23 protein-coding genes and 1 tRNA gene are annotated in these 26,738 nt (G+C 53.3%); 12 read left to right on the top strand and 12 right to left on the bottom strand.

Features of this window, described 5'->3' with window-relative positions; genetic code table 11:
• Positions 1-10: 10 nt before the first annotated feature.
• From BZK42_RS16325 to ebgR, 3 genes are all read right to left on the bottom strand, one after another.
• Positions 11-460: a beta-galactosidase subunit beta gene (locus tag BZK42_RS16325; protein WP_047358669.1), complete on the bottom strand. Its 450-nt coding sequence runs from the start codon at positions 458-460 to the stop codon at positions 11-13.
• Positions 457-3,549: a beta-galactosidase subunit alpha gene (ebgA, locus tag BZK42_RS16320; RefSeq protein ID WP_080859520.1), complete on the bottom strand. Its 3,093-nt coding sequence runs from the start codon at positions 3,547-3,549 to the stop codon at positions 457-459. The genes BZK42_RS16325 and ebgA overlap by 4 nt, the downstream gene beginning before the upstream one ends.
• 206 nt (positions 3,550-3,755) lie before the next feature.
• Positions 3,756-4,739 carry a transcriptional regulator EbgR gene (gene ebgR, locus BZK42_RS16315; RefSeq protein WP_016157523.1) on the bottom strand — a complete coding sequence of 328 codons (984 nt, stop codon included), beginning with the start codon at positions 4,737-4,739 and terminating at the stop codon, positions 3,756-3,758.
• Positions 4,740-4,948: 209 nt separating this feature from the next.
• On the opposite strand from ebgR, the gene BZK42_RS16310 reads away from it, so the two are divergent.
• Positions 4,949-5,281 carry a tRNA-binding protein gene (locus BZK42_RS16310; protein ID WP_016157522.1) on the top strand — a complete coding sequence of 111 codons (333 nt, stop codon included), beginning with the start codon at positions 4,949-4,951 and terminating at the stop codon, positions 5,279-5,281.
• A 90-nt stretch (positions 5,282-5,371) separates the two neighbouring features.
• Here BZK42_RS16310 and ygjG read toward each other — a convergent pair whose 3' ends face one another.
• On the bottom strand, positions 5,372-6,751 hold the full coding sequence (ygjG, locus tag BZK42_RS16305; RefSeq protein WP_049259762.1) for a putrescine aminotransferase: 1,380 nt from the start codon (positions 6,749-6,751) through the stop codon (positions 5,372-5,374).
• 430 nt (positions 6,752-7,181) lie between these two features.
• Here ygjG and BZK42_RS16300 point away from each other — a divergent pair, with 430 nt between their 5' ends.
• Positions 7,182-8,702 carry a methyl-accepting chemotaxis protein gene (locus BZK42_RS16300; protein ID WP_016154592.1) on the top strand — a complete coding sequence of 507 codons (1,521 nt, stop codon included), beginning with the start codon at positions 7,182-7,184 and terminating at the stop codon, positions 8,700-8,702.
• A 53-nt stretch (positions 8,703-8,755) separates the two neighbouring features.
• Here BZK42_RS16300 and BZK42_RS16295 read toward each other — a convergent pair whose 3' ends face one another.
• Positions 8,756-9,430 (bottom strand): PadR family transcriptional regulator, encoded by a 675-nt coding sequence (locus BZK42_RS16295; RefSeq protein ID WP_161623113.1) that lies wholly within the window; start codon positions 9,428-9,430, stop codon positions 8,756-8,758.
• A gap of 236 nt (positions 9,431-9,666) precedes the next feature.
• Here BZK42_RS16295 and BZK42_RS16290 point away from each other — a divergent pair, with 236 nt between their 5' ends.
• Positions 9,667-10,440 (top strand): siderophore-interacting protein, encoded by a 774-nt coding sequence (locus BZK42_RS16290; protein WP_019077743.1) that lies wholly within the window; start codon positions 9,667-9,669, stop codon positions 10,438-10,440.
• On the opposite strand, the gene BZK42_RS16285 is transcribed toward BZK42_RS16290, so the two are convergent.
• Positions 10,441-11,289, bottom strand: coding sequence for a helix-turn-helix domain-containing protein (locus tag BZK42_RS16285; protein WP_047358672.1), 849 nt, complete (start codon positions 11,287-11,289; stop codon positions 10,441-10,443). It lies immediately after the preceding gene.
• A gap of 67 nt (positions 11,290-11,356) precedes the next feature.
• Between BZK42_RS16285 and cfa the strand changes: the two genes are divergently transcribed.
• Positions 11,357-12,511 carry a cyclopropane fatty acyl phospholipid synthase gene (gene cfa, locus BZK42_RS16280; RefSeq protein ID WP_047358666.1) on the top strand — a complete coding sequence of 385 codons (1,155 nt, stop codon included), beginning with the start codon at positions 11,357-11,359 and terminating at the stop codon, positions 12,509-12,511.
• Positions 12,512-12,576: 65 nt separating this feature from the next.
• Here cfa and BZK42_RS16275 read toward each other — a convergent pair whose 3' ends face one another.
• Positions 12,577-14,235, bottom strand: a complete 1,659-nt coding sequence (locus tag BZK42_RS16275) for a glycerone kinase (RefSeq protein ID WP_053389285.1) — start codon at positions 14,233-14,235, stop codon at positions 12,577-12,579.
• A gap of 561 nt (positions 14,236-14,796) precedes the next feature.
• Between BZK42_RS16275 and BZK42_RS16265 the strand changes: the two genes are divergently transcribed.
• Both BZK42_RS16265 and dhaR read left to right on the top strand, forming a co-directional pair.
• Positions 14,797-15,894 (top strand): glycerol dehydrogenase, encoded by a 1,098-nt coding sequence (locus BZK42_RS16265; protein WP_016154586.1) that lies wholly within the window; start codon positions 14,797-14,799, stop codon positions 15,892-15,894.
• Positions 15,895-15,986: 92 nt separating this feature from the next.
• Entirely contained in the window at positions 15,987-17,912 is a 1,926-nt protein-coding gene (dhaR, locus tag BZK42_RS16260; protein ID WP_080859518.1) for a dihydroxyacetone kinase operon transcriptional regulator DhaR, read from the top strand.
• Here the strand turns inward: dhaR and BZK42_RS16255 are convergent.
• Genes BZK42_RS16255 through BZK42_RS16240 form a run of 4 tightly spaced genes read right to left on the bottom strand, consistent with a single transcriptional unit; the run spans position 17,890 to position 20,405 of the window.
• Complete coding sequence (locus tag BZK42_RS16255; protein ID WP_016157513.1) at positions 17,890-18,420, bottom strand: cob(I)yrinic acid a,c-diamide adenosyltransferase; 531 nt, start codon at positions 18,418-18,420, stop codon at positions 17,890-17,892. The two genes, dhaR and BZK42_RS16255, sit on opposite strands and share 23 nt — an antisense overlap.
• Positions 18,421-18,774 carry a glycerol dehydratase reactivase beta/small subunit family protein gene (locus BZK42_RS16250; protein ID WP_016154583.1) on the bottom strand — a complete coding sequence of 118 codons (354 nt, stop codon included), beginning with the start codon at positions 18,772-18,774 and terminating at the stop codon, positions 18,421-18,423.
• A gap of 16 nt (positions 18,775-18,790) precedes the next feature.
• Entirely contained in the window at positions 18,791-19,954 is a 1,164-nt protein-coding gene (gene dhaT / locus BZK42_RS16245; RefSeq protein ID WP_016157511.1) for a 1,3-propanediol dehydrogenase, read from the bottom strand.
• A 22-nt stretch (positions 19,955-19,976) separates the two neighbouring features.
• The gene (locus BZK42_RS16240; RefSeq protein WP_080859516.1) at positions 19,977-20,405 is read right to left on the bottom strand and encodes a GlcG/HbpS family heme-binding protein; all 429 of its coding nucleotides are present in this window, start codon (positions 20,403-20,405) and stop codon (positions 19,977-19,979) included.
• 391 nt (positions 20,406-20,796) lie between these two features.
• Here BZK42_RS16240 and BZK42_RS16235 point away from each other — a divergent pair, with 391 nt between their 5' ends.
• The 5 genes from BZK42_RS16235 (at position 20,797) to BZK42_RS16215 (ending at position 25,750) form a co-directional block, all read left to right on the top strand.
• Entirely contained in the window at positions 20,797-22,464 is a 1,668-nt protein-coding gene (locus tag BZK42_RS16235) for a propanediol/glycerol family dehydratase large subunit (protein ID WP_016154580.1), read from the top strand.
• Positions 22,465-22,475: 11 nt separating this feature from the next.
• The gene (locus BZK42_RS16230) at positions 22,476-23,060 is read left to right on the top strand and encodes a propanediol/glycerol family dehydratase medium subunit (protein ID WP_080859514.1); all 585 of its coding nucleotides are present in this window, start codon (positions 22,476-22,478) and stop codon (positions 23,058-23,060) included.
• Between the two features lie 2 nt (positions 23,061-23,062).
• Positions 23,063-23,491: a diol dehydratase small subunit gene (locus BZK42_RS16225; protein ID WP_016154578.1), complete on the top strand. Its 429-nt coding sequence runs from the start codon at positions 23,063-23,065 to the stop codon at positions 23,489-23,491.
• A 10-nt stretch (positions 23,492-23,501) separates the two neighbouring features.
• Positions 23,502-25,313 carry a diol dehydratase reactivase subunit alpha gene (locus BZK42_RS16220; protein WP_080859512.1) on the top strand — a complete coding sequence of 604 codons (1,812 nt, stop codon included), beginning with the start codon at positions 23,502-23,504 and terminating at the stop codon, positions 25,311-25,313.
• A 113-nt stretch (positions 25,314-25,426) separates the two neighbouring features.
• Positions 25,427-25,750 carry a DUF1889 family protein gene (locus BZK42_RS16215; protein WP_071524484.1) on the top strand — a complete coding sequence of 108 codons (324 nt, stop codon included), beginning with the start codon at positions 25,427-25,429 and terminating at the stop codon, positions 25,748-25,750.
• A 270-nt stretch (positions 25,751-26,020) separates the two neighbouring features.
• Here BZK42_RS16215 and BZK42_RS16210 read toward each other — a convergent pair.
• Positions 26,021-26,096 (bottom strand) — tRNA-Ile (locus BZK42_RS16210).
• Positions 26,097-26,221: 125 nt separating this feature from the next.
• Here BZK42_RS16210 and mug point away from each other — a divergent pair.
• Positions 26,222-26,728: a G/U mismatch-specific DNA glycosylase gene (gene mug / locus BZK42_RS16205; RefSeq protein WP_080859510.1), complete on the top strand. Its 507-nt coding sequence runs from the start codon at positions 26,222-26,224 to the stop codon at positions 26,726-26,728.
• Positions 26,729-26,738 lie beyond the last annotated feature (10 nt).

Below are 26,738 nucleotides of genomic sequence, written 5' to 3'. Positions count from 1 at the left end.
GCCTGTGTTTTTATTTATTATGAAAATAACCATCTTCGATGGTGACTTTGAGTACGACTTTTTTCACTGCGTTATTACAAATAAAACGATAGGCTTCATGGTTGTCACAAATAACCATTTGTCCTTCGCGCACTTCTACGGTTTTTCCACAGCCTTTCAGATATTCGCGATCGGTTTCATCGCGATAATATTCAACCACCTGGAGATCCTCTTTGGCGGCATACTCTATTTTTTGCTGTCCTTGCAGGTAGTAATGGATCTCAAAATAACGACGATAACCGGTAAACAGTGCATCGGTCGCGGAGTCTGTCTCCACGCGATAGCTCAGGGAATCACCGATAGAGTGGGCGACGCCTGGTTGAATATTATCAATATTTTCAATCGCTTCGACGCAGCGCTGCCACTTCTTCCCGGATGCGTAAATTTGTTGGAACTGCGCTAAGTTGTCGATGATCCTCATTTTGTATTCTCACTGTGCAAATTCGTGGAAAAGAACCCGGTACCAAAGACGCGGCTGGCGGCGGTTTGAGCGCTAGATTCGCTACCGGAAACCGGCAACAACGTGAAGCCGTAGCTGAACGAACGGAACCAGACGCGCCAGGAATCAAGCACCTCGCTTCCCCAGGAGTTGGAGCCTAAGCCCAGCACCTGGTGGTCCAGATTCAGGGTGATGTCATCGCTGCGCTGCAGCGCATTACAGTGCTGTGCGGCAAAGATATTTTCTGGCGTATAGCGCCAGGCGCTCAGGTTGACAGGGCGCTGCGGAATCACCAGCAGACCGTTGCCGTGGCGGTTGGTTAGCGTTGCCCAGCGCACGTCCTGACGATTGCCGTTGTTTTGCGGGAACGGATAGTTTTCGAACATCTCATCCACGCTGCTGCGCCAGATATCGATGATGTTGGCCTGCTGGCTATCGGCATAGTTTTCACCGGGACCACGTCCGTAATACGCCACCTGCCCCAAATCGCCGTTGATGCCCATCGTGAAGCCGATGCACGGAATAATGTCCCGGTACTCGCCGTAAGGCTGGCCGGAAAGCTCCACGTTCAACTGACCGTCTGCGGCAATCCGCCAGCGGTAGGTACAGCGCATACCGAAATCAAATACCGGCGGGGCGATAATCGTCTGGCTGGTTATCAACAGCGCGTCATCGGTTTGCTCAATGGCAAAATCGCGCAGATGTTCCTGCATAATCTGTAAATGATTTGGTTGCCAAAGGCCTTCGAACTCTTGTTTGTGGTTATCAATGGTTGGTTTGAAGAAATTAATCTTCGGCTCGCGGGTAATCAGCTCCTCACCGTTAACGGTCCAGCTAATGGGCTTACCGTTCAGTTTTGAGAAGGTCAGATGGAAGTTATAACCGCGTATGGTGCAGCTCTGGCGGCTGTCTTCCAGCGTCAGAGGAATAGCGTTTTTCAGGCTAAACGGTACGGCAGCCGCCGTTCTGGCCTTCAGCGGGAACTGATAAGTCGCGATGTGGTGCCCGGCTTCGCTGTATGCCGTACGGGAATCTTTCGTCACGATGACGTTGAGGAACGCTTCGCGCGCATCCAGCTCCGGCAGTGTGCATTGCACCAGGGTATCGCTGTCAGGAGGGACGTCGCGCAGTTTTATCTGCTGAGCAGAAAGCGTATCTCCCTCGGCGCGAACCTCAATATGCAAGGTGTAGTCGTCAAGCGTGGTAAACCACAGTTTGTTTTCTACCCGTAGCTCGCCGCGAGCCAGATCCTGTGCGCGTACTTTTACTGGCGCAATCACCTGCTTGTATTCCTGCAGACCCGGCCCCGGGGTTTGATCGGAATAAATCAGGCCATCAAGGCAGAAGTTATAATTGTTCGGATAGTCGCCGTAGTCGCCGCCATATTTGTACCAGACGTTGCCGTCGTCATCTTTGGCCTGAATCCCGTGATCGCACCACTCCCAGACATAGTGTCCCTGAATGCAGTCATGCTGATAAAAGACGTTCTGATATTCCGTCAGCCCGCCGGGACCGTTGCCCATGGCGTGAGCATATTCGCAGATGATGCGCGGCTTAGGATGTGGATATTCGCCAAACTCATTCATCAGCGGCACACGGGTGTACATGGTGGAGATGATATCCACCACTTCGGCGTCACGATCTTCTTCGTAATGGATCAGACGCGTGTCATCCAGTGCTTTCGCGGCGTGATACATGGCGCGGATGTTACAGCCGTATCCGGATTCGTTGCCGAGCGACCAGATGACGATCGACGGGTGGTTTTTTTGTGCATGGATGTGGCGCACGATGCGCTCAACGTAGACGTTTTCCCACAACGGATCGTCCGTTATCCGGCTGATATCGCCGATATTGGCGAAGCCGTGAGATTCAACGTCGGTTTCGGCCATCACGAACAGACCGTAGATATCGCACAATTCATAGAAGCGCGGATCGTTCGGGTAATGGGCGGTACGCACGGAATTGATGTTGTGCTGCTTCATTAACAGCAGATCTTTTTCAACGCGATCCATGCCAACCGCACGGCCTTTAAGATGATCGTTATCGTGGCGGTTAACGCCATGCAGCATCACGTAGCGGTTATTGATGTAAAACAGACCGTCGCGAACTTTGATATCGCGGAATCCGACCCGCTGTGGCACGACCTCAAGGAGATTGCCGTTGGCATCTTTCAGCGTCATCACCAGATGATAAAGATACGGCGATTCCGCTGACCACTGCTGCGGCGCGCTAACCTTGAAATTAAAAGCGGTGCGGGTGTGTTGATCCACTGCCAGATTGTTAATCACGCCGCTATGCAGCGCCTGCTCACCGTCAAACAAGGTGTATTCGAGCGACGCCATCGCTGGCGTGGCAGCCAGGTTTTCCAGCGCAATGTCGCAGGTGAGGGTGGCGTCGCGATAGTCATCATCGAACTCGGTGCGAACGGTAAAATCCTGAATATGGGTCGCCTGTTTGCCTACCAGATAGACGTCGCGGAAAATTCCCGCCGACCACCACATGTCCTGGTCTTCAACGTAAGTGGAATCAGCCCATTGCATTACGCGAACGCACAGCAGGTTGTCACCGGTCTTTACCACCGCGCTGATATCAAATTCAGCCGTCAGGCGGCTGCCTTTGCTGAAACCAACGTACTGACCATTCACGTAAACTTCGAAGTAGGTTTCTACGCCATCAAATTTAATCAGCGTTTGTTTGCCCTGCCAGCCTTCGCTGAGGGAGAAAATGCGCTGGTAGGCTCCGGTGGGGTTATTGGTCGGAACGTAGGGGACATCAATCGGGAAAGGAAAACCTTCGTCGGTATACTGCAGTTTGCCGTGTCCTTCCATCTGCCACATGCCTGGGACGGTGATGCTGCCCCAGTCATTCATAAACTGCGACGTAAAGATTTCCGGCACCTGCAGCGGATGCTCAAAGAACTGAAAATTCCACTGACCGCTTAGCAACTGAAAGAGGCTGCTGGTTTCGCGGGCAAACGAGCGAGCCTGCGCAACGGAGTCATAAGAGAAAAAATATGCGCGTGGCGCCAGTCGATTTTCGTGGGTGAGCTGAATGTTTTCCCAGCGATTCATAAGGCCTCCCGGTGGAGAAAAATCGGAACCATTCATTGTAATGGTGAGTAAGTGTAATTGATGGTGATTTTAGTAAAAGTTTTACTAAAATATAGCGAGTGAGGTGATTTACTTTAACTGGATCACGAAAATAATGGGGCGCAGAAAATAATGCATGACAATGCGCGCCCGGCATCTGAAGAAACCGGGCGTGTTTACTGGGGATTTTAGCGGGTGGTGCCGCGCAGTTTCAGCTTGCTGGGAACAAAAACCAGCAGAGGAAGCGCACGCCCATCGCGGGCTTTCTCAAACAGCAGGTTGACGCCCTGACTGCCCATCATTTCTGAATGGATGCGAACGGTGGAAAGCGGAGGAAAGGTGAAGCGCGCTGTCGGGATATCATTAACGCTAATCAGCGAAATGTCCTGCGGAATGTTCAGGCCACGCTCGTGAATGGCGCGCAGAACGCCAATAGCAATCGAGTCTGAAGCCACAAACAGGGCACCGGGATAGTCGGCTTTCGCCAGCATTTTTTTGGCCAGTTCATACCCTGATGAACTGGAGAAACCGCCGCGATAGATGTCCTGTTCAGAAACGACCTGCTGCAGACGACCGTATTCGACAAACGCGGCTTCACGGATATCTGCCTTGCCGGGTTCGTCTTCACCGCCGATGAAGCCAATGCGAGTGACGCCCTGGGCGATGAAGTAGTCGATACTCTCTTTACTGATGCGGGCCAGATCGATATCGACGGCGTCATATTCGCTGCCGGGTTCATGGAAATCGATAAAGCAGATGTTGTCGGTAAGCGCTGCTGCTGCATTACGCAAAGCCGAAGAAGGCTTGCCGACAATAAGAATGCCGGTAATGTTTTTGCTCTCCGGTAGCCCACTGTGCTCATAGCAGTTGGTCAGTTCGATCCCCAGCTTCTCACACTGGGTTTCTATTCCGTGACGGATCGCGAGATAGTAAGGATCGTTGATTTCCAAATCCTGCTGGTAGCTGTAGAGCGCCAGAATATGCTGGGGGCCGAGCGCGCTGGTCTGGTTTTTACGAGCACTGCTGGTTTTGTACTCCAGTTTTTCCGCGATCTCCAGAATGCGATGCTTGGTCTCTTCTTTTACATTCAGCGTGGGGTCATCGTTTAAAACCCGGGACACTGTCGCCAGGGACACGCCAGCTTCGATTGCGATGTCTTTAAGTGTTGCCATGTTTGCCTTTTCCCTGAGTTACCTGCGCATTGTAAATGAAGTGCTTATCTATTCATCTGTTTTCAGTAAAAAAAGTACGTTTAATTGACATGCCTGGGGTAAAACTGGGCTTTCAGAGTGTGATGACTACGTCATTTTCCCGCTTTTGAGAACCATGCCAAGAAAATATTTTGCTAGTATTTAGTAAAATTTTACCAAAGGAGAACACAATGGATACCGTCGCATTTGCTGATTTTGCCCGAATGGAAATACGTGTTGGAAAAATCGCACAGGTAAAGCGCCATGACAATGCTGATAAGTTGTATATCGTGCAGGTGGATGTGGGAGAGCGTACGCTGCAAACCGTGACCAGCCTGGTGCCTTATTACAGCGAAGAGGAGCTGATGGGGAAAACGGTGGTGGTGCTGTGTAATCTGCAAAAGGCCAAAATGCGCGGGGAAACGTCAGAATGCATGTTGCTCTGCGCTGAGACGGACGATGGCAGCGAAAGCGTGCTGCTGACGCCAGAACGCCTTATGCCAGCGGGTGTGCGGATTGTTTAAGTTGTGCTAATTGCCGGATGGCGGCTACGCTTTTATCCGACCTACATTTGATCCCGTAAGCCTGAGATGCGCAGCGCCATCCGACATGTATTACACCTGCTCCACGCTCACCCGTAATGCTGCCAGGGCTTTGCGCGTCGATCGCAATACCAGATCGCATTGCTCGATCGTTAACGTTAACGGCGGTTCGATACGGATCGTCTTTGCATTGTTTAGCGTGCCGGCAACCAGTACCCGCTGGCGGAACATCTCACTGGCAAAGTTGTAGCCGATTTCATTATCGACAAACTCAATTGCCATCAGCATGCCTTTACCGCGTACATCATGCACCAGGTCTGGGTACTCCCGCGCAAGCTGGCGGAAACCATCCAGCAACATATCGCCTTTCTGCTCCGCCTGAGCCGGTAAATTTTGCTCCAGCAGGACGTTAATGGTGGCTAGCGCAGCCGCACAAGCGAGCGGGTTGCCGCCAAACGTGGTGGTATGCAAGAAGGGATTATCGAACAGGACGGAAAACACCTCTTCGGTGGCAATGGTTGCGCCAATTGGCATCACGCCGCCGCCCAGCGCTTTGGCCAGACACATAATGTCGGGCTGCACGTTTTCGTGCTCGCAGGCGAACATTTTGCCGGTACGACCCATGCCGGTCTGCACTTCATCAAGGATCATCAGTGCGCCAAACTCATCGCAAAGTTTACGCACGGCGGGCAAATACCCTTGCGGTGGCAGGATCACGCCCCCTTCACCCTGGATAGGTTCGAGGATCACGGCTGCGACGTCGTCACCGGTCTTTTTACACTCGCTGAGCATGGTGCGCATCGCGTTAATATCGCCAAACGGCACATGGCGGAAACCCGGCAGCAGCGGCATAAACGGTTTGCGGAAGGTTGATTTAGCCGTGGCGGACAGTGCTCCCAGTGATTTACCGTGGAATGCGCCGCTGGTGGCAATGAACGTAAATTTACCGCGCGGCGATTGATACGCTTTCGCCAGCTTCAGAGCGGCTTCAACCGACTCGGTCCCGCTGTTACAGAAAAAACTGTATTTCAGTTTACCTGGCGCCAGCGCGGCGAGGGTTTTTGCCAGCATGGCCCGCAGAGGGTCAAGTAACTCCTGGCTGTGCAGAGGTTGTTTCGCGAGTTGATTCTGTACGGCGGAAACCACGACTGGATTACGGTGCCCCACGTTGAAAATTCCAAATCCACCCAGGCAATCGACGAACTCCTGCCCCTGGGTGTCGACAAGCGTATTCAGGCTTCCCGCTTGCCACTCTACGGCTCCGTAATCCCCGCCTGCAGTTACAGATTTTCGATACTCTAAGAACCCCGGATTGACATGCTCCTTGAAGTATTCAATCACCTCTCGGTTTAATGATTTCATTTCCTCATGATCAAGCGTGCGCTTTTCGATGAGATTCAGTGCGTGTGCGCTGCAGGCCAGGGCCGATGCGCTGGAAGGTAACCTGTTCAAAATATGCTCCCGGAGCTCGCGTATCACATGATACTGATTTAAGTATTGCAGCGATTGCGCCATTCCGGCGCGCTTAGCAAAAATCGGGATAAACACCAGGAAACATCTCATTCACGCAACATTTAATTCTAATGTTTAACATTTGCTGGCATTTTGCCCAGGTTAAGACCGCGAAAACAGATCGGAAAAGCACTTTTCTGCGCTAAAAGTGAGCAATGTTTGCACTGTGACGGTGCGTTGGTAGAAGTGCAGTTGAATAGTTACTGAATGAAAGTATTTTAAATCAATGGATTAGAATGCGTACAGATTTTGAGGTTTAATCGCAAATTGCGATCTAAATCAAATTTAACAACTAAAGATAAAAAAATTATCGCCGAAATAACATAAGCCGAAAGAGTTAACAACCAGATAACCTGCACAGGACGCAATCATGTCTTCTCATCCCTACGTTAGTCAGCAAAATACACCGCTGGATGATGATATCACCCTCATGTCGACCACCGATTTACAAAGCTATATCACCCACGCGAACGATACCTTTGTCCAGGTCAGTGGCTATCAACTGAATGAATTGCTCGATAAGCCGCACAATCTGGTTCGTCATCCGGATATGCCAAAAGCGGCGTTTGCGGATATGTGGTACACCCTGAAACAGGGCGAGCCATGGAGCGGGATTGTGAAAAACCGGCGTAAGAATGGCGATCACTACTGGGTAAGGGCCAATGCGGTGCCGATGGTGCGGGAAGGTCGTGTCACCGGATATATGTCGATTCGTACCCGGGCCACTGACGAGGAGATTGCGGCGGTAGAGCCTTTATATAAAGCGCTGAATGAAGGGCGTTGCAACCGACGTATCCATAAAGGACTGGTGGTACGCAAAGGCTGGCTGGGTAAACTCCCGGCGCTGCCGATTCGCTGGCGAGTGCGCAGCGTAATGGCAATTATGTTTATCGTACTGGCGGCCGCATTGCAGCAAATGGGCGCCGAATGGCCGTTACTGCTGATAAGCGCGCTGGTGATGATGCTGGGAACGGCTATTTTCGAATGGCAGATTGTGCGTCCTATTGAGAATGTCGCTCGTCAGGCGCTAAAAGTGGCGACCGGTGAACGAAACAGCGTGTCGCATCTTAACCGCAGTGATGAACTGGGCCTGATGCTGCGAGCGGTTGGGCAACTGGGGCTAATGTGCCGTTGGCTCATCCATGATGTCTCCAGTCAGGTGAGCTGTGTGCGCAGCGACAGCGAAACGCTGGCGAAAGGCAGCGATGATTTAAACAAGCATACGCAGCAGACCGTAGAGAACGTGCAGGAAACGGTGACCACCATGAATCAGATGGCGGCATCGGTGAAGCAAAACTCAGAGACCGCCGCCGCGGCCGACAAGCTCTCCATTGCAGCCAGCAGCGCGGCGACGCACGGCGGCGAGGCGATGGATACCGTCATCAAAACTATGGACGATATCGCCAACAGCACCCAGCGGATCGGCACCATTACCACGCTGATTAACGATATTGCTTTCCAGACTAATATTCTGGCCCTGAACGCCGCTGTTGAAGCCGCACGGGCGGGTGAGCAGGGGAAAGGGTTCGCCGTGGTGGCGGGAGAAGTGCGTCATCTTGCCAGCCGCAGCGCCAGTGCAGCCAATGATATCCGCAAGCTGATTGATGCCAGCGCCGATAAGGTGCAGTCCGGATCTGACCAGGTTCACGCCGCAGGGCGCACGATGGATGATATTGTGGCACAGGTGCAAAACGTGACGCAGTTGATCGCCCAAATCAGTCACTCAACGCTGGAACAGTCAGATGGTCTTTCGAGCCTGACTCGCGCAGTGAATGAATTAAGCAACATTACGCAGAAAAATGCCGAACTGGTTGAAGAGAGCGCCCAGATTTCCGCGATGGTGAAACATCGCGCTGGTCGTCTGGAAGATGCGGTTACGGTGCTGCATTAATATTAACGATAAAGGCGGAACGCAGGGTGAACGCGTTCCGCCTGCTCTGTAGATTAATCCAGTTGAGTAATATCCAGCGCAGCGCGATCGATAATACCGATGATTTTTTTGATCTGCGCATCGCTGGTATCACCATGATTGACCCGCAGGTCCAGCACGGCTTTGAAGTTCTCCAGCGCGCGTTTCATCTGCGGGTTCTTGCGTAATTCAAAACCCACGCAGCGGGCTTTAATACGTTCGTGGATATGTTCCAGATGCTCACGGTTTTCATCCAGCCACTGCTGGCCCTGGGTTGTGATCGCAATCTGTTTACGCCCGCCTTCCTCGTCGCTGATGGTGATCAGCTCTTGATCCTGCAAGAAATCCAGCGTCGGATAGACGACGCCCGGGCTCGGGGTATAGTTGCCCTGAGTCAGGGTTTCAATCGCTTTAATCAGCTCATAGCCGTGGCTGGCGTCGCGGGTCAGGATATCCAGAATGACCAGGCGTAATTCTCCGTGACCGAAGAAGCGCTGGCGACGACCGCCGCCGCGACCGTGGCGGTGTCCACAACCCTGTTCGTGGTGATGTTCTTTGTTGCAGCCTTCATGGCGATGTTCTTCACCTTTGCAGCAACCGGCATGGTGTTCGTTGTGGCGGCCTTCGTGGTGATGTCCTTCACCCTTGCAGCAGCCTTCGTGTTGGTGCTCTGTATGCTTGCAGCAACCTTCATGATGGTTTTGCATCATCGTCTCCTGATGTGTTTTAGATATATCTAATTTATATCTAAATATCATTTTTGCGCAAGGCTATAAAATATTTTTTATTTAACTTTATGATTTTTATCTGTTTTAAAGAGGTTGTTTTAGCCGGTTAATCAGAAGTCGACTATATCAAAAAAGTGCTTGCAATCTTTCTGATTAGCAATCATTATCATTTAAAAATTAATTTAGATATATCGTATTATCTTTCCGAAGGCGAAAAAATGACAAAAAACACCTCACGCTACCCGCAGCGCGTTCGCAATGAACTGCGTTTTCGGGAACTTACCGTCCTGCGCGTAGAACGTATTAGCGCGGGCTTTCAGCGCATTGTACTGGGCGGTGACGCTCTGGATGGTTTTAGCTCACACGGCTTTGACGACCATACCAAGGTCTTTTTCCCTGAACCGGGCAGCCACTTTGTGCCGCCGGTTGTCACCGATGAAGGTATTGTCTGGGCTGACGGCGTGCGTCCGATATCCCGTGATTACACGCCGTTGTATGATGAAGCACGCCATGAGCTGGCACTGGATTTCTATATTCATGACGGTGGCGTGGCAAGTACGTGGGCGATGAATGCCCGCGAGGGTGACAAGCTGACGGTAGGCGGACCGCGCGGTTCTTTGGTGGTGCCAGAGGACTATGCGTATCAGGTTTACGTGTGTGATGAATCGGGAATGCCTGCGCTGCGCCGACGCCTGGAGTCGCTCAGCCGTTTAGCGGTACGTCCGAACGTCACGGCGCTGGTAAGCGTGCAGGATGCCGCGTACCAGGACTATTTTGCCCATCTCGACGGATTTACTATTCAGTGGTTTATCGGCCATGACGAACAGGCGGTGAATGAACACTTATCGCAGCTAAGCGTGCCTGCAGATGATTATTACATCTGGATTACCGGCGAAGGTAAGGTGGTCAAAAACCTGAGTGCTCGCTTTGAAAGCGAGGCGTTCGATCAGCAACTTGTTCGCGCAGCGGCTTACTGGCATCAGCGTCGTTAATCAGTAATTAGATGGCGGAACGCCAAACGCCTGGCGGAATGCGTAGCTAAATGCCGCGGTGCTTGAATACCCTACGTCGAGCGCCACGGCGGTCACGCTTTTATTTTTCTTCAGCATTAATACGGATTCCAGAATACGCATTTTTTGCTTCCAGACGCTGAAAGGCAATCCGGTTTCTTTTTTGAAATGGCGTGAAAAGGTACGGGCAGACATACCCAGATGCTGCGCCCAGTATTCAACCGAATGCTCCAGCGCCGGGGATTCTTGTATTGTTCGGCAAACTTTGGTTAATTCGCGATCCTGCGGCCAGGGTAATACAAAAGCGACTTCCGGAAGCTGCAGAATAATGTCGACCAGGACGCTAACCAGCTTGCCCTCTTTTGACTGGCTATCATAATGGCCCGAAATTAAATTCGTGGCGTAATGAATAAACTCTCTGGCGAAATCACTGATAGCCACCACTTTACATTCATTGATGCTCTCTTCAAGAAAGCTCGGTTTAATATCCAGATTCTCTAAATACACATCATCCAATGCCCAAACCGCATGCTCCGTATTATTCGGGATCCAGATGCCATAATGCGCCGGGATTATCCAGCACTTGCCGGCAACATCAATACGCATACTGCCTTTGCGGGCGAAATGAAACTGCATAAAAGAGTGTGAATGCTGTGGAACATGATGATTGGCTTCCAGGACATAAGAGCGAAAGTAAACATCCTGCGGCAGTTCCGTCATGGAGTTATCCGGGAAGGAGTTCCACTGTTTTTGCACGAGAGTTTCCATAAATAGATCGTCAATGCTCCCGATGGTGTGTCCGCTGCTCGATAGATCTTGTCCGCGGATCATAATACATACACTCTTTTTTCCATAATAATCTTGCGTAAGAATTTTTAGCCCACCTTTGGTAAATACCATGAACTCGCTTTGTTCAGATGCTGTCATCGTCAATGAAACAAATGATAACTGGACCCGAATGGGAAAAGAGCTGCTTTCGCAAGCGGATATCAGGATTAATGGCACCCGTGCCTGGGACATTCAACTTCATCATGCCGGTTTCTTTAAACGGGTACTGCAACAAGGCTCGTTAGGGCTTGGCGAAAGCTATATGGAAGGCTGGTGGGACTGCGAGCGGCTCGATATTCTGTTCTGCAAAATCCTGAAAGCAAAACTTGACCAGCAGATGCCGGGTAACCTGAAAGATATTTTACGTATTGCCAGCGCACGCCTGTTTAATTTGCAGTCGCGGAGCCGCGCGTGGATTGTCGGCAAAGAACATTATGATATTGGTAACGATCTCTTTGCGCTGATGCTTGATCCGCATATGCAATATTCCTGCGCTTACTGGAAAGATGCGACCACATTAGACGATGCGCAAAATGCTAAATTAAAAATGATCTGTGAGAAGCTACAACTTAAACCGGGCATGCGTTTACTCGATATTGGTTGTGGCTGGGGTGGGCTGGCGGAATATGCGGCGCGTCATTATGGCGTGGCGGTGGAAGGCGTCACCATTTCCAAAGAGCAGCAAAAAATGGCGCAGCAGCGCTGTGAAGGACTGGACGTTAACATTCTGCTGCAGGATTATCGCGACCTCGATAAACACTACGATCGCATTGTCTCCGTGGGGATGTTTGAACATGTCGGGCCAAAAAACTACGACACCTATTTCAGCATCGCCGACCGTTGTTTAAAACCGGACGGACTGTTCCTGCTACATACCATTGGTAGCAATAAAAAAGGGATGAGCGTCGATCCGTGGATCAATAAATACATTTTCCCGAACGGCTGCTTACCGGCGATCTCCCATATTGCCGAAGCCAGCGAATCACGGTTTGTGATGGAAGACTGGCATAACTTTGGCAGCGATTACGATAAAACGCTGATGGCGTGGCACGAGCGCTTTAATCAAGCATGGCCGGAGCTGTCATCACGTTATTCCGCCACCTTCAGAAGAATGTTTAACTACTATTTATGCGCCTGCGCCGGGGCTTTCCGCGCCAGAGATATTGAACTTTGGCAGGTGCTGTTTAGTCGCGGCGTAGAGGGCGGGATCCGCGTTTATCGTTAACGTTCTGCCTGATAAGCGAAGCGCCATCAGGCAGTAAATACCTGAGAAGCGCTCCTTGTTACATCTTAGCCCAGCTCACTCTCCGCTAGCGCTTTAAACACCATCGCTACGGCGTGCGCGCCGGGGTCCATGTTTCCGAGCAGGCTTTCGCTGCTCAGATACGATGCGCGACCCGCATTGGCTTTGCTCGACAAACAGGTTCGTTCGGCTCCCGCTTGCGCGGCGTCGAATGCGGCCTGCAGATTTTTCGGCTGTGTGAGCAGCGAAGTCAGGGCCGGTTGCAGCGCATCAATCATCGTGCGATCGCCTTCGTCTGCGCCGCCGTAGAACTTCATCTGCGCCAGCCCCGTATTTAGCGCTTCGACAACGTTAGCGCCCTGTTCCAGTTTCTGCCCGGCGGCGGTAAAGAAGATTGACATCAGCACACCGCTGGAACCGCCCATCACCACGGTCAGACGTTCGCCAATCAGCGCGAACAGCGTGGCAAGGTTATCCAGCGGCAGCTGCTGGCGATGCAGCAGGCTGGCAATTTCACGCGCGCCGGCGGCAAAGGTCGAACCGGTATCGCCATCGCCGACTTTGGCGTCCAGCGCATTCAGATGAGTCTCCAGATCGGAAAGGGTTGCGGTGACCAGCTCCACAATCCCGGCCACCAGGGCGTTTGCCGAAGGCTGGAATTCCACGCGGGCGCTACGCTGAGATGACGCTACACAGGTGATTTCACGCGGTGGGACCGGCGTCGGCCAGTTGCTGGTTTCCACTTCGGTGAGCAGTGCTTTTTCGATGCTCTCTTCCAGCACGATGGCCGTCAGTGAGAAGCCTTTCATATCCAGCGCAGTGACCAGCGAGGCCGGGCCAATTAGCCAGTCGATACGCGAGTGCAGCGGGCTGCTGGCGAGTTCGCGGGTGATGATGGCCATTTCGGCCACGGAAACGCCGCCAAGGTTATTAATCATCACCGCCAGACGACCGGTTTCAGGCAGGGCGGCCAGCAGTTTATCCACCATCAGGTTCACCACTTGCGCACTGTTTTGGGTGTCGATAACCGATGCGCCTGGTTCACCGTGAATGCCCATACCCAGCTCCGCATGACCCGGATGATGACGAGGGGCTGCGTCGGTTTCTTGCGGCAAATGACAGCTGGAAAGAGCTACGCCCAGGCTAAAGGTGTTGCTGGCTGCGTACTGCGCTTCACGCAGGACGGTGGCGAGGTTATAGCCGCGTTCGGCAAAATAGCCTGCGATTTTATGCACCAGGATAGTTCCCGCAATGCCACGTGGGTGTTTGTTATCCGGCAGGGAGATGTCGTCGCCGACAATCAGCATTTCAACGTTATAGCCAAGGCGACGCGCCTTCTCGGCGGCGAGACCGAAATTAAGACGGTCACCGGTGTAGTTTTTCACAATCAACAAACAGCCAGCCTCACCGGTCACCGCCTGAATAGCGGTCAGTACTGCATCCACGCTCGGGGAGGCGAAAACGTCGCCGCAGACCGCAGCGGTTAGCATGCCTTTACCGATAAACCCAACGTGCGCGGGTTCGTGTCCCGAACCGCCGCCGGAAATGACCGCTACGTTATTTTTATTAAGGTCACGACGGACCACGATGCGAATGGCCGGATCGCTTTCCAGACGCGCCAGGTTATTCCATGGGCTGGCGATAATCGCCCCGTCGATGACGTCGCTCACGAGATGGGTGCGTTGGTTAAAAAAGAATTGAGACATAACTGCTCCTCGAGGTTGAGTGAAAGACAAACCCCCGAATGTAGGATCATGGTGCGGAGGCAATGAAGAGATTCTGGCGAAGTCAGCGTGGAAAAAAACAACGCTAAAATGAGTTTCATTACGGAACGCTGACGCTGTTTTTTGTTCCGAAATGAAACTTAAAAAAGCGGGGAATGATCATAATGCGAGCTCGCTCGACTTTTTTCTCCTGCGATCAGCGCCGCTCATACGGCGCAGCCAGCCTTTTTTTGCCGGTTTTAATACAACTGCATGAGTAAAAGAGGAACTGAGCTTCGTATTTGCTGGAGATTTGGGGGTAAATGTACGGATCGGGATCGCAAACCTTATCATTTTTGTGGATAAGCGTTCCAGAATGGAACGTGCGTCGTTTTTATCTGTTTCATATCAGAACAAAATGACGAAAGATTTTTTTGTTCACGCCTCGCCATACAGTTATTGCATCGCTCCGGTACCTCCTGTTTTTGCCGACAGCAACAGGCCAAACAGGTTAACGCCAGGGCTCACCATGTAAAAACATGTACTTATTTGAGGATGAAAGGAATGCTAAAAGTTATTCAATCTCCAGCCAAATATCTCCAGGGCCCTGACGCTTCCACCTTATTTGGTCAATACGCTAAAAATCTGGCGGACAGCTTTTTCGTGATTGCGGATGACTTCGTGATGAAGCTGGCGGGAGAGAAGGTACTCAATGGCCTGCACAGCCACGACATTAGCTGCCACGCGGAACGCTTCAACGGTGAATGCAGCCATATTGAAATTAATCGCCTGATTGCCATTCTGAAACAGCACGGTTGCCGCGGCGTGGTTGGGATTGGCGGCGGGAAAACGTTGGATACCGCCAAAGCGATTGGTTACTACCAGAAGCTACCGGTGGTGGTGATCCCGACTATCGCCTCTACCGATGCGCCAACCAGCGCGCTGTCGGTTATCTATACCGAAGCCGGTGAGTTTGAAGAGTATCTGATCTACCCGAAAAACCCGGATATGGTGGTGATGGACACCGCAATCATTGCCAAAGCGCCGGTACGCCTGCTGGTGGCCGGGATGGGCGATGCGCTCTCAACCTGGTTTGAAGCGAAAGCCTGTTATGACGCCAGAGCGACCAGCATGGCGGGCGGACAGTCCACCGTAGCGGCGCTGAGCCTGGCGCGCCTGTGCTATGATACCCTGCTGGCGGAAGGCGAAAAGGCACGCTTTGCCGCGCAGGCTGGCGTGGTGACTGATGCGCTGGAGCGTATTGTCGAAGCGAACACTTACCTCAGCGGCATCGGCTTTGAAAGCAGCGGTCTTGCAGGGGCGCATGCTATCCACAACGGTTTTACGATTCTGGAAGAGTGTCACCATTTGTACCACGGTGAAAAAGTCGCCTTTGGCACGCTGGCGCAGCTGGTGCTGCAAAACAGCCCGATGGAAGAGATCGAAACCGTGCTGAATTTCTGTCAGAAAGTAGGCCTGCCGGTAACGTTAGCGGAAATGGGCGTAAAAGACGACATTGACGGCAAGATCATGGCCGTGGCCAAAGCGACCTGCGCAGAAGGTGAAACCATCCACAATATGCCGTTCCCGGTGACGCCTGAGAGCGTACATGCCGCGATACTGACGGCAGACCTGCTGGGACAGCAGTGGCTGGCGCGTTAATCAGTCGTCGGTAAGTTTTTATCCGGCATCTTCTCCCCCCTCTGACAGTCTCTGCCGGAGGGGTTGTCTATGGTAAAACAGCGGAAAGGGATATGACGACGCACACTCAGGACATTGGGAAGGAAGTCTCTTCGGTCATTGCCCAGTCATGGCATCGTTGCAGCAAGTTTATGCAGCGGGAAACCTGGCAGGCGCCGCATCAGGCGCAGGGCCTGACCTTTGAGTCGATCTGTCGTCGCAAAACGGCGCTGCTGACGATTGCTCAGGCCGCGCTGGAAGATGCCTGGGAGTTTATGGACGGCCGTCCGTGCGCGTTGCTAATTCTGGATGAATCAGCCTGTATTCTCAGCCGTTGCGGCGATCCGCAGACGGTGGAGCAACTGGCGGAGCTCGGTTTTCGCGACGGCAGTTACTGTGCGGAAAGCATTATTGGCAGCTGCGCGTTGTCGCTGGCGACGATGCCGGGGCAGCCGACAAAAACCTCTGGCGATCAACACTTTAAACAGGCGTTGCATCCGTGGTCGTTCTGCTCTACGCCAGTATTCGATAACCATGGTCGACTGTTTGGCTCCATCTCGCTGTGCTGTCTGGTAGAGCATGAGTGCGTTTCTGATTTATCCCTGACGCTGGCGATTGCCAGAGAAGTCGGCAACTCATTGCTGACTGACAGCCTGCTGGCTGAATCCAACCGCCATCTGAACCAGATGTACGGGCTGCTGGAGAGTATGGATGATGGCGTGATGGCCTGGAACGAACAGGGCGTATTGCAGTTCCTCAATGCGCGCGCGGCTCTGCTTTTGCATCTCGACGCGCAGGCCAGCCAGGGGAAGAATATTAACGACCTGCTCAATCTCCCCATGCTGCTGCGTCGGGCGATCAAACATGCCCGCGGCCTGAATCATGTCGAAGTCACCTTTGAAAGCCAGCACCAGTTTGTTGATGCCGTCATCACCCTGAAACCGATTGTTGAAGAGCAGGGCAACAGCTTTATCCTGCTGCTGCATCCGGTGGAGCAAATGCGTCAACTGATGACCAGCCAGCTCGGCAAGGTGAGCCACACCTTTGAGCAGATGTCGACAGACGATCCAGAAACCCGACGTTTGATCCACTTTGGTCGTCAGGCGGCGAGGGGAAGTTTCCCGATCCTGCTGTGCGGGGAAGAGGGCGTCGGTAAAGAGCTACTGAGTCAGGCCATTCACAATGAAAGCGAACGCGCCAGCGGGCCGTATATCGCCGTGAACTGCCAGTTGTATGCCAACAGCGTACTGGGGCAGGATTTTATGGGCAGTGCGCCTACTGATGATGAAAACGGTCGGCTGAGCCGTCTTGAACTGGCGAACGGCGGCACGCTGTTTCTGGAAAAAATTGAATATCTGGCGCCGGAGTTACAATCCGCGCTGCTGCAGGTGATCAAGCAGGGGGTTTTAACACGCCTGGATGCCCGGCGGCTGATTCCGGTGGATGTCAAAGTGATCGCTACCACCACGGTTGATCTCGCGAATCTGGTGGAGCAAAACCGCTTTAGCCGTCAGTTGTATTACGCGCTGCACTCTTTTGAGATCGTTATCCCGCCGCTGCGGGTGCGGCGTAACAGTATTCCATCGCTGATTTATACGCGGTTGAATAGCCTGAAAAAACGCTTTTCATCCAGCCTGAAGATCGACGACGACGCGTTGGCACAACTGGTGGCCTATTCGTGGCCGGGTAATGATTTTGAGCTGAACAGCATTATTGAAAACATCGCTATCAGCAGTGATAACGGCCATATTCGGCTGAGCAATCTGCCGGATTATCTGTTTGCCGAACGCCCTGGTCTGGAGACGGCATCTTCACTGCTGCCCGCCAGCCTGACCTTTACCGCCATCGAGAAAGAGGCGATTATCCATGCCGCCCGCGTGACCAGTGGGCGTGTTCAGGAGATGTCGCAACTGCTGAATATTGGTCGCACCACCTTGTGGCGTAAGATGAAGCAGTACGACATTGATGCCAGCCAGTTTAAGCGCAAACATCTGGAGTAGTTTCTTCGATTCTGGCCATCGAGAACAGCGCATCCGACAGCCGGTTGATATAACGCCTGGCCTCATCGCGTAACGTCAGCGTTCTGCCCATCGCGATGAGGATCCGCTCCAGCCGACGCGTCAGGGTTCGCGCAACGTGCAGCTGTGCCGATGCCAGATTTTTCCCCGGAATAACAAACTCTTTGAGCGGGCCGCTTTGCGCCATATTGCGGTCAATAAGCTGCTCCAGCGCCTGAATATCCTCTTCGCCAATACGCTGTTTTAAGCGTGTGAGTCCTTTCTGATCGCTGGCGAGTTCCGCCCCCAGTACGAACAGCATCTTCTGCATAGCGTGCAATTCCTGGCGTAGCTCGGCCTGGCGCGTGCTGGCATAGCAGACGCCAAGCTGGGAAATCAGTTCATCCACCGTGCCGTAGGCCTCAACGCGGATGTCGTCTTTATCGATACGACTGCCGCCAAACAGCGCGGTCGTGCCGTTATCGCCGGTTCGGGTATAGATGCGGTACATTTATTTTATCTCGCTGAAGGGAAGAACTTTAACCAGTTGACCGGCATTGGCGCCGAGCGTGCGGATCTGTGCTGTCCCGGCGCGGGTATGCCCGCAGACCAGCGCCCGATCCTCGGGCAACTGGGCATGGGTTAAGGCAATATCTCCGGTGGCGTTGAGACCGAGACCCACGCGCAGCGCCGAACTTTTGGCCGCCAGTTTGCCGAGAGCCAGCGCGCAGTCATGATCGTCGCAACAGATTGCCCGGCAGGGAACGCCTTGCTCTTCCAGTCCCCAGCACAGCTCATCAAGCACGCGAGTACCCTGCCAGCGTGAGTGATAAAACAGATGTACGCCCGGTGATGAAAGTGACATTGCGCCCCCTACGTTATCAGAATGCCTGACGGAAGATCTCGGCAATTTCTTTCTCGTTCCCTTTGCGCGGGTTGGAGAAGGCGTTGCCGTCCTTCAGCGCCATTTCCGCCATATACGGGAAATCGGCTTCTTTGACGCCCAGATCGCGCAGATGCTGCGGAATACCGATGTCGGCGGAGAGGCGGGCAATAGCATGAATGGCCAGCTCGGCGGCATCCATGGTGGAGAGTCCGTCCGTGTTTTCGCCCATAAACTCTGCGATGTCGGCAAATTTTTCCGGGTTAGCGATCAGGTTATAGCGCGCTACGTGCGGCAGCAGTACGGCATTCGCCACGCCGTGCGGCATGTCGTAAAGACCGCCAAGCTGATGCGCCATCGCGTGAACGTAGCCGAGGTTGGCGTTGTTGAAGGCCATACCCGCCAGCAGGGAGGCGTAGGCCATGTTCTCGCGAGCTTTCAGGTTGCTGCCCAGCGCCACGGCCTGGCGCAAGTTACGGGCGATCAGGCGGATCGCCTGGATAGCGGCAGCGTCGGTGACCGGGTTGGCATCTTTGGAAATGTAGGCTTCCACGGCGTGGGTCAGGGCGTCCATCCCGGTGGCCGCAGTCAGTGGGGCTGGCTTGCCGAGCATCAGCAGCGGATCGTTAATGGAGACCGACGGCAGGTTGCGCCAGCTGACAATCACAAACTTCACTTTGGTTTTGGTATTGGTCAGCACGCAGTGGCGGGTGACTTCGCTGGCGGTACCGGCGGTGGTATTCACCGCAACGATCGGCGGCAGCGGGTTGGTCAGGGTTTCAATTCCGGCATAGCTGTAGAGATCCCCTTCGTGAGTCGCGGCGATACCGATGCCTTTACCGCAGTCATGCGGGCTACCGCCGCCAACGGTAACGATGATGTCGCAATGCTCTTTCCGAAAGACCTCCAGGCCGTCGCGCACGTTGGTGTCTTTGGGGTTTGGCTCAACGCCGTCAAAAACCACGACGTCAATACCGGCTTCACGCAGATGAGTGAGGGTTTTATCTACCGCGCCGTCTTTAATCGCCCGCAGACCTTTATCGGTGACCAGCAGCGCTTTTTTACCGCCCAACAGTTTGCAGCGTTCGCCGACCACGGAAATAGCATTGGGGCCAAAGAAGTTCACATTTGGCACCAGGTAATCAAACATACGATAGCTCATAATATACCTTCTTAGATTTAAATTATAATTCAGAGAAACAATTCAATGCGGTTTCTGCTAATAATCTGTCTTGTTCGACGGTACCGCCACTTACGCCAACGGCACCGATTACTTTGCCGTTTAATATGACAGGTAAACCGCCGCTAAAAATAACAATTCGTTGTTGATTGGTGAGCTGCAAGCCATATAGAGAGGCACCTGGTTGTACCGCATCGGTAATTTCATGGGTACCCTGTCGCAGGCAGCAGGCGGTATAAGCTTTATTAAGAGAGATATCACAGCTGGTGACAAACGCGTCGTCCATACGTTGCATTAGCAGCGTGTTCCCGCCGTGATCCACCACGGAAAACACCACCGGAACGTTGATTTCAAGCGCTTTAGCCTCGACGGCCTGCGCCATTTTCTTTGCAGCCGCCAGCGTAATGGTGGCGATTTGTTGGCTCTTATTCACAGTCTCTCCTGAAAAGGTTGTAGGGCTGAGGTCACGAAAATATCGCGCAACAGCTATTTTTATCATTGGCTTTATCTTATTTTCTCGCCCCGCGTTATTAAGTCAATAGGGTGGGGGGTTCAAAAATATTACGTTCAGTTTCCTGTTGCGGTGTTTATTGATAATGATCATTTAACCTCGTCACAATTCGCGGTGAATATTCCTGAGCCGCGTTTCAATATGAAACGATGGTTTTTTATTACGTGCCAAATTGGAACGAAATTAATTTTATTTTTTTATTGTCCTGCTCATTTAGAGTTCGGCTATTGCTGATGAAAGGCGAATGCCGGGTGTTGTGTCCCCGGCAATACGGCCCGGCGTCCCTATTTTTTATCTTTTGAGTCCATAAACTATGAGAAGATCAAAACGATTCGAAGTGCTTGCCCAGCGGCCTGTAAATCAGGATGGGCTAATTGGCGAATGGCCTGAAGAGGGGCTGATCGCAATGGAAAGCCCTTACGATCCGGCTTCGTCGGTGAAGGTGGAAAATGGTCGTATTGTTGAGCTGGACGGCAAGAGCCGCGCCGAGTTCGACATGATTGACCGGTTCATTGCCGATTACGCGATTAACGTGCCCGAGGCCGAGCGCGCCATGCAGCTCGACGCGCTGGAGATCGCCAGAATGCTGGTGGATATCCACGTCAGTCGGGAAGAGATCATTGCCATTACGACTGCCATCACCCCGGCGAAAGCGGTGGAGGTGATGGCGCAAATGAACGTGGTGGAGATGATGATGGCGCTGCAAAAAATGCGCGCCAGACGCACCCCCTCCAATCAGTGCCACGTGACCAACCTGAAAGATAACCCGGTACAGATTGCTGCCGACGCTGCTGAAGCGGGGATCCGTGGTTTTTCCGAACAGGAAACAACGGTCGGGATCGCCCGCTATGCGCCGTTTAACGCCCTGGCGCTGCTGGTGGGGTCCCAATGCGGTCGCCCCGGCGTGCTGACGCAATGCTCCGTTGAAGAGGCCACGGAACTGGAACTGGGAATGCGCGGGCTAACCAGCTACGCCGAAACGGTGTCGGTATATGGCACGGAGTCGGTGTTTACCGATGGCGATGATACGCCGTGGTCAAAAGCGTTTCTTGCCTCGGCGTATGCTTCTCGTGGTCTGAAGATGCGCTACACCTCCGGCACCGGTTCGGAAGCGCTGATGGGCTATTCCGAAAGTAAATCGATGCTTTATCTGGAGTCGCGTTGCATTTTTATCACCAAAGGCGCGGGCGTACAGGGGTTACAAAACGGTGCGGTCAGCTGTATCGGCATGACCGGCGCTGTGCCGTCGGGGATTCGCGCGGTGCTGGCGGAAAACCTGATTGCCTCGATGCTCGACCTTGAAGTGGCCTCCGCCAATGACCAGACCTTTTCCCACTCCGATATTCGTCGTACTGCCCGCACCCTGATGCAGATGCTGCCGGGCACCGACTTTATCTTCTCCGGCTATAGCGCGGTACCGAACTACGACAACATGTTTGCCGGGTCGAACTTCGACGCTGAAGACTTCGATGATTACAACATTCTGCAACGCGATCTGATGGTTGATGGGGGCCTGCGTCCGGTCACGGAAGAGGAGACAATCGCCATCCGCAATAAGGCCGCGCGCGCCATTCAGGCGGTGTTCCGCGAACTGGGCCTGCCGCTGATTAGCGATGAAGAGGTGGAGGCCGCCACTTACGCTCACGGCAGCAAAGATATGCCCGCGCGCAATGTGGTGGAAGATTTGGCTGCCGTGGAAGAGATGATGAAACGCAATATCACCGGGCTGGATATCGTCGGCGCGTTGAGTTCCAGCGGCTTCGAAGACATCGCCAGCAATATCCTCAACATGCTGAGGCAGCGTGTTACTGGTGATTATCTGCAAACGTCGGCCATTCTGGATCGTCAGTTCGACGTCGTCAGCGCCGTTAATGACATCAACGATTATCAGGGACCCGGCACCGGCTATCGCATCTCTGCCGAACGTTGGGCGGAAATTAAAAATATTGCGGGCGTGGTTCAGCCCGGCTCGATCGAATAAGGCGGTACACAGTGGAATGCACAACTGAACGTAAGCCGGTTTTCACCTTGCAGGTGAGTGAAGGCGAGGCGGCTAAAGCGGACGAACGCGTGGATGAAGTCGTGATAGGCGTCGGCCCGGCCTTTGATAAGTATCAGCACAAAACATTGATTGATATGCCGCACAAAGCGATTTTGAAAGAGCTGGTTGCCGGCATTGAAGAAGAGGGCCTGCATGCTCGGGTGGTGAGGATTCTGCGCACTTCTGATGTTTCATTTATGGCATGGGATGCGGCAAATCTCAGCGGTTCGGGCATCGGGATTGGTATCCAGTCGAAAGGAACCACGGTGATTCATCAGCGCGATCTGCTGCTTCTGAGCAACCTTGAGCTGTTCTCTCAGGCTCCGCTGCTGACGCTGGAAACCTATCGCCAGATTGGTAAAAACGCCGCGCGCTATGCACGTAAAGAGTCGCCTTCGCCAGTGCCAGTGGTTAATGACCAGATGGTACGCCCCAAATTTATGGCCAAGGCCGCGCTGTTTCATATCAAAGAGACCAAACACGTGGTGCAGGATGCTGCGCCTGTCACGCTGCATATTGCACTCGTAAGGGAATGACCATGAACGACAACATCATGACCGCGCAGGATTATCCATTAGCAACCCGCTGCCCGGAGAAAATCCAGACTCCTACCGGCAAACCGCTAACCGAGATTACCCTTGAGAATGTGCTGGCGGGCCGCGTAGGTCCGCAGGATGTGCGTATTTCTCAGCAAACGCTGGAGTACCAGGCGCAGATTGCCGAACAGATGCAGCGTCACGCCGTGGCGCGTAATTTCCGTCGTGCGGCGGAGCTTATAGCAATCCCGGATGCCCGTATTCTTGAAATTTACAACGCGCTGCGGCCGTTTCGTTCTTCATTCGCCGAGCTTCAGGCCATTGCCGATGAACTGGAACATACCTGGCATGCCACGGTGAACGCCGGGTTTGTCCGCGAGTCGGCAGAGGTGTATCAGCAGAGAAACAAGCTGCGTAAAGGCAGCCAGTGACGGAGGTTGTATGCCGTTAATTGCAGGGATTGATATCGGCAACGCCACCACCGAAGTGGCGTTGGCGCAGCATGGCCGGTTTATCTCCAGCGGGATTGTCGCCACGACCGGTATGAAAGGCACACGGGACAATATTGCCGGGGTGGTGGCCTCCCTGCAGCAGGCGCTGAATAACACCCCGTGGTCGCTTCAGGACGTGGCGAAAATCTGCATCAACGAGGCGGCACCGGTGATTGGCGATGTGGCGATGGAAACCATCACTGAAACCATCATTACCGAATCAACAATGATTGGGCATAACCCGCAAACGCCCGGCGGCGTTGGCGTGGGAATGGGAACCACCATCGCCGTGGAGAAGCTGGCGGCGTTGAGTGAAGATCGGTTTACCCAGGGCTGGATCCCGCTGGTCGGTGAGGAGAGGGATTTCCTCGAGGCGGTTTGGTTTATCAATGAGGCGCTGGATCGCGGTGTCAACGTGGTGGCGGCGATCCTGAAAAAAGATGATGGCGTGCTGGTGAACAATCGCCTGCGTCGAACAATGCCGGTGGTAGATGAAGTCACCCTGCTGGAGAAGGTGCCGGAAGGTGTGCTGGCGGCGGTGGAAGTGGCAGCCCCAGGACAGGTGGTGCGTGTGCTGTCGAATCCTTACGGCATCGCGACCTTTTTTACCCTGACGCCCGAGGAAACGCAAACTATCGTCCCCATCGCCAGGGCGCTAATTGGCAACCGTTCCGCCGTGGTGCTGAAAACCCCGCAGGGTGATGTGCGCTCAAGGGTGATCCCGGCGGGTAAGATCTTTATCCGCGGCGAAAAGCGTGGCGGTGAAGCCGACGTAGCGCAAGGCGCACAGGCCATTATGCAGGCGATGAGCACCTGTGCGCCCGTGTGCGATATTCGTGGTGAAGCAGGTACGCATGCAGGCGGCATGCTGGAGCGAGTGCGTAAGGTGATGGCCTCGCTGACCGGTCACGACATGAACGCGGTGTATATTCAGGATCTGTTGGCGGTGGATACGTTTATTCCCCGCAAGGTGCAGGGCGGTATTGCCGGGGAGTGTTCAATGGAGAACGCCGTTGGCATTGCGGCGATGGTGAAATCCGATCGCTTACAGATGCAGGCCATCGCCAGTGAGCTGAGCGTCCGGTTAAACATCCCGGTTGAAGTCGGCGGCGTGGAGGCCAACATGGCTGTCGCCGGTGCGTTAACAACGCCCGGATGTGCTGCACCGCTGGCGATCCTCGATTTAGGCGCAGGCTCCACCGATGCCGCCATTATCAATAGCGATGGCGTAGTGAAAGCGGTCCATCTGGCTGGCGCGGGGAATATGGTCAGCCTGTTGATTCAAACCGAGCTGGGCTTAAGCGATCCGTTTCTGGCGGAGGAAATTAAAAAATACCCGCTGGCAAAAGTGGAGAGCCTGTTCAGCATTCGCCACGAGAACGGCGCGGTGGAGTTTTTTCGCGAACCGCTCAGTCCGTCAGTGTTTGCCAAAGTCGTTTATCTGAAAAACGGCGAGCTGATCCCCGTAGATAACCAGACCTCGCTGGAAAAAATTCGGTTGGTGCGCCGACAGGCCAAAGAGAAAGTTTTTGTGACCAACTGCCTGCGCGCTTTACGCCAGGTGTCACCCGGCGGCTCTATTCGCGATATGACTTTTGTGGTGCTGGTGGGCGGCTCCTCGCTGGATTTCGAAATCCCGCAGATGATCACCGACGCGCTGGCGCATTACGGCGTGGTTGCCGGACAGGGCAACATCCGTGGTACCGAAGGGCCGCGTAATGCGGTAGCGACCGGGCTGGTTTTGGCCGGGATAGCGAATTAATCGTGCAGAAAACAGCCGCCGCAAGCGTTTAGCTGCGGGGTAAATCAAATAAAGGTGATGTTCTCTTTGATATCCCGGCGGAGTTGGGTACATAGTATAAATGTGTCTCTCACGTGGTTAATTTTAAGGATAAGAGCATGCCAACAGCAATTGAGAAAGCATTGGATTTTATTGGTGGTATGAACACTTCGGCGTCAGTACCCCATTCAATGGATGAAAGTACCGCTAAGGGAATCTTAAAGTATTTGCATGACTTAGGTGTGCCAGCAAGTCCAGAAGCTGTGATGGCACGGGGTGAGCAGGAGGGATGGAATCCCGAGTTCACGAAAAAAGTGGCCGGATGGGCAGAAAAAGTGGCCTCCGGTAACCGCATCCTTATCAAGAACCCAGAGTATTTTTCAACTTATATGCAGGAGCAGCTCAAAGAGCTAGTTTGAGCTGACTATCGAATCAAACTCTAACGGACGTTTCCATCTCTGGATGGCGACGTCCAGAGGGGGGACAGTGACCAGCTTGTTGCTGGACAGAGGCATCCCGTAATATATCTTCAGGCCCCGCCTGCCGTATTCTTCCCGGCTCTTATTTCACATTTTGGTGCGAACAGATATTGATTTGTTCCAGCAGGAATCCTTTTGGCTCGCGCCAACAGCTACGGAAGAACCCCCAAAAAAAAGGACCTGCGATTTCTCGCCAGCCCTTGCTGTGTTTGGTGGCCCCTGCTGGACTTGAACCAGCGACCAAGCGATTATGAGTCGCCTGCTCTAACCACTGAGCTAAGGGGCCGTGGCGGTGGATTATAAAGTAACTCCGCGTTGCAATCCAGACATAAGCGTACGGATGCTGTTTTTATAAACAATGTATTTTCAGTCCGTTATACTTGTTCCTCTGATGTATTGATGGGAGTAATTATGGTTAAGGACATACTGGCGCCGGGGCTGCGGGTGGTGTTTTGCGGCATCAATCCGGGGTTGTCTTCCGCAGGTACAGGATTCCCCTTTGCACATCCCGCTAATCGCTTCTGGAAGGTCATCCATCAGGCGGGATTTACCGATCGCCAGCTCAAACCCGAAGAGGCACAACACCTGCTGGACTTCCGTTGCGGCGTGACTAAATTTGTCGACAGACCGACGGTGCAAGCCAATGAAGTGAAGCTACAAGAGATGCGCAACGGCGGTCGTAAGCTCATTGAGAAAATAGAAGAGTATCAGCCTGCTGCACTAGCAATCCTTGGGAAGCAGGCATTTGAGCAGGGCCTCAGCCAGCGAGGGGCGCAGTGGGGAAAACAAACGCTGACTATTGGCGCGACGCAAATATGGGTTTTGCCGAATCCCAGCGGGTTAAGCCGGATTACGTTGGATAAACTGGTGGAGGCGTATCAGGAAGTGAATGACGCCCTGGCCAGACGGGGACTATAAAGAAAAACGC

Source organism: Citrobacter braakii, assembly GCF_002075345.1.
In the GTDB taxonomy this organism is placed as follows: domain Bacteria; phylum Pseudomonadota; class Gammaproteobacteria; order Enterobacterales; family Enterobacteriaceae; genus Citrobacter; species Citrobacter braakii.
The sequence above is the reverse complement of the archived record's forward strand: the minus strand, read 5'-3'. Positions and strand labels throughout refer to the sequence as shown.

What these genes read in the sequence shown, in the direction of transcription:
- BZK42_RS16290 (WP_019077743.1), top strand. Translation starts at nt 9,667, where the DNA reads ATGACAAAAAACACCTCACGCTACCCGCAGCGCGTTCGCAATGAACTG.
- dhaR (WP_080859518.1), top strand. Translation starts at nt 15,987, where the DNA reads ATGACGACGCACACTCAGGACATTGGGAAGGAAGTCTCTTCGGTCATT.
- BZK42_RS16225 (WP_016154578.1), top strand. Translation starts at nt 23,063, where the DNA reads ATGAACGACAACATCATGACCGCGCAGGATTATCCATTAGCAACCCGC.
- BZK42_RS16275 (WP_053389285.1), bottom strand. Translation starts at nt 14,235, where the DNA reads ATGTCTCAATTCTTTTTTAACCAACGCACCCATCTCGTGAGCGACGTC.
- ebgR (WP_016157523.1), bottom strand. Translation starts at nt 4,739, where the DNA reads ATGGCAACACTTAAAGACATCGCAATCGAAGCTGGCGTGTCCCTGGCG.
- cfa (WP_047358666.1), top strand. Translation starts at nt 11,357, where the DNA reads ATGAACTCGCTTTGTTCAGATGCTGTCATCGTCAATGAAACAAATGAT.
- BZK42_RS16235 (WP_016154580.1), top strand. Translation starts at nt 20,797, where the DNA reads ATGAGAAGATCAAAACGATTCGAAGTGCTTGCCCAGCGGCCTGTAAAT.
- BZK42_RS16220 (WP_080859512.1), top strand. Translation starts at nt 23,502, where the DNA reads ATGCCGTTAATTGCAGGGATTGATATCGGCAACGCCACCACCGAAGTG.
- ebgA (WP_080859520.1), bottom strand. Translation starts at nt 3,549, where the DNA reads ATGAATCGCTGGGAAAACATTCAGCTCACCCACGAAAATCGACTGGCG.
- dhaT (WP_016157511.1), bottom strand. Translation starts at nt 19,954, where the DNA reads ATGAGCTATCGTATGTTTGATTACCTGGTGCCAAATGTGAACTTCTTT.
- BZK42_RS16285 (WP_047358672.1), bottom strand. Translation starts at nt 11,289, where the DNA reads ATGATCCGCGGACAAGATCTATCGAGCAGCGGACACACCATCGGGAGC.
- mug (WP_080859510.1), top strand. Translation starts at nt 26,222, where the DNA reads ATGGTTAAGGACATACTGGCGCCGGGGCTGCGGGTGGTGTTTTGCGGC.
- BZK42_RS16265 (WP_016154586.1), top strand. Translation starts at nt 14,797, where the DNA reads ATGCTAAAAGTTATTCAATCTCCAGCCAAATATCTCCAGGGCCCTGAC.
- BZK42_RS16255 (WP_016157513.1), bottom strand. Translation starts at nt 18,420, where the DNA reads ATGTACCGCATCTATACCCGAACCGGCGATAACGGCACGACCGCGCTG.
- BZK42_RS16250 (WP_016154583.1), bottom strand. Translation starts at nt 18,774, where the DNA reads ATGTCACTTTCATCACCGGGCGTACATCTGTTTTATCACTCACGCTGG.
- BZK42_RS16310 (WP_016157522.1), top strand. Translation starts at nt 4,949, where the DNA reads ATGGATACCGTCGCATTTGCTGATTTTGCCCGAATGGAAATACGTGTT.
- BZK42_RS16300 (WP_016154592.1), top strand. Translation starts at nt 7,182, where the DNA reads ATGTCTTCTCATCCCTACGTTAGTCAGCAAAATACACCGCTGGATGAT.
- BZK42_RS16325 (WP_047358669.1), bottom strand. Translation starts at nt 460, where the DNA reads ATGAGGATCATCGACAACTTAGCGCAGTTCCAACAAATTTACGCATCC.
- BZK42_RS16295 (WP_161623113.1), bottom strand. Translation starts at nt 9,430, where the DNA reads ATGATGCAAAACCATCATGAAGGTTGCTGCAAGCATACAGAGCACCAA.